Origin of the sequence: Pseudooceanicola lipolyticus, assembly GCF_002786325.1 — a bacterium.
Classification (GTDB): Bacteria; Pseudomonadota; Alphaproteobacteria; order Rhodobacterales; family Rhodobacteraceae; genus Pseudooceanicola_C; species Pseudooceanicola_C lipolyticus.
Map to the genome: position 1 here is coordinate 1 of NZ_PGTB01000340.1, position 1,445 is coordinate 1,445.

At 70.8% G+C, this 1,445-nt stretch carries 2 protein-coding genes and 1 pseudogene; all 3 read right to left on the reverse strand.

Going from position 1 to position 1,445, the window contains the following annotated elements; genetic code table 11:
* Positions 1–345 (reverse strand): amino acid synthesis family protein (locus CVM52_RS25735; RefSeq protein ID WP_172721100.1); only part of this gene is annotated, 345 nt, incomplete at its 3' end.
* Positions 342–923: an amino acid synthesis family protein gene (locus CVM52_RS25740; protein ID WP_100165059.1), complete on the reverse strand. Its 582-nt coding sequence runs from the start codon at positions 921–923 to the stop codon at positions 342–344. The genes CVM52_RS25740 and CVM52_RS25735, both read right to left, overlap by 4 nt.
* Positions 916–1,445 (reverse strand): annotated as a pseudogene (locus tag CVM52_RS27290) (UPF0280 family protein); the annotation flags it as partial. The gene CVM52_RS25740 and the pseudogene CVM52_RS27290, both read right to left, overlap by 8 nt.

Consider the following 1,445-nt stretch of genomic DNA (forward strand, 5'->3'; position numbering starts at 1 on the left):
CGCGCCGCGTTCCACCGCCGCCCGCAGCGGCGCACCCAGGCGCGGATGCAGAAGGGCGGCGGCATGTTCCAGCTCGCCCGCCTCGCCGACCATCGCCGCCTTGCCATAGCTTTCCGCCTGCGCCGGCGCGATGCCCAGCGCCGCAACGCATTTGCCGCCCAGCAGCCCGCCCAGAACCTCGCCCGTCGCCATCAGTTCGGAGAGGTCCTCGGCATAGACCCCGGCAAACGGGTTCTCGATCACCGCAACCGCCACCGCCTTGCGCGTCGGCGGCGCAATCGCCCGCCCCATCTCGATATGGGTTTCCTCGACCCAGACCGCGATCTTGCGGATCCGGGGGGTCACCGCAATCCGTCCTCGCCGGTGATCTCGGCCGCCGCCAGCCCGCCGGCGCGGGCATGGATGCGGGCGCCGGTGGTCATCACCAGCACCAGCAGCATCTCGTCGGCGCGCGGCGCGTCATTCATGCCCACCTCCATCGCGTCGAAATGGCTGCGCACGTAGGAGGCGTTGATATGGGTCACCGGCACGTCCAGACGGGTGCCGACGCTGCCGACCTTCTTGGACGAGGGCACAATCGCTTTGGCCCCGCCCAGCACCTCGCGCATGGCATAGCCGCCGGGCGCGTGCCACAGCGCGCCATGTTCCAGCTCGCCCGCCGCCCCGATCAGCGCGCCCTTGCCATAGCCTTCGACCCGCTCGGCGCCGCCCACCGCCTTGGCCAGCCGCTGCGCCATGTCCAGACCCAGCGGTTTCAGCTTTTCCATGAACCACTGGATCTCCGGTTCGTACCGCCCCGCAAACGGGTTGCGGATCACCGCCAGCGCCGCTGCCCGCAGCAACGGTTCGCCCGCCGGCGGCCCGCCCTCGTGATAGATCTCTTCGACCACGGTTGCGAATTTGCGAAGTTCCAGGTCAGGCATGTTCCACCCCTTGTTTTGGTATTTCCGGGACGCTCAGCGGCGCCCCCACAACGCGCGCCGCGCCGCGCAGAACCAGCGCCGCGCCGGCAATCCGGCCCGCGCGCAGCATCCGCTGCGCCACCGCGCGGCCCGCCTCCAGGGCGCGGTCGATCTCGGCCTGGCGCAGGGCTCCGACCGCGACAACCACCGGCCGTTCACCCAGATCGCTGTCCGGATCCAGCGCGCAGGCCGGCTGGCGCCGGATCTGTTCATGGTCCTCCAGCGTGACCGCATTGGCGATCAGCGTGGCGGCGACATCAGCCGCCGCCGCGTCGCGCGCCAGCACCGTGACGCTGTCGGCAATGCCGAACGACAGGCTGCGCCCGCCGCGCCCGCTGCTGGCGATGCCACCGATACCCGCCCCATGCGCCAGCGTGACCCGGCCCAGTTCCCCCCCGTCCAGCCCGGCAATCTGCGCGCAAAAACGCTGGCCCGCTGCCAGGTGCAGGGCGATATCGCCGCCATTGTTCACATAGGCGCGCA

What these genes read in the sequence shown, in the direction of transcription:
- CVM52_RS25740 (WP_100165059.1), bottom strand. Translation starts at nt 923, where the DNA reads ATGCCTGACCTGGAACTTCGCAAATTCGCAACCGTGGTCGAAGAGATC.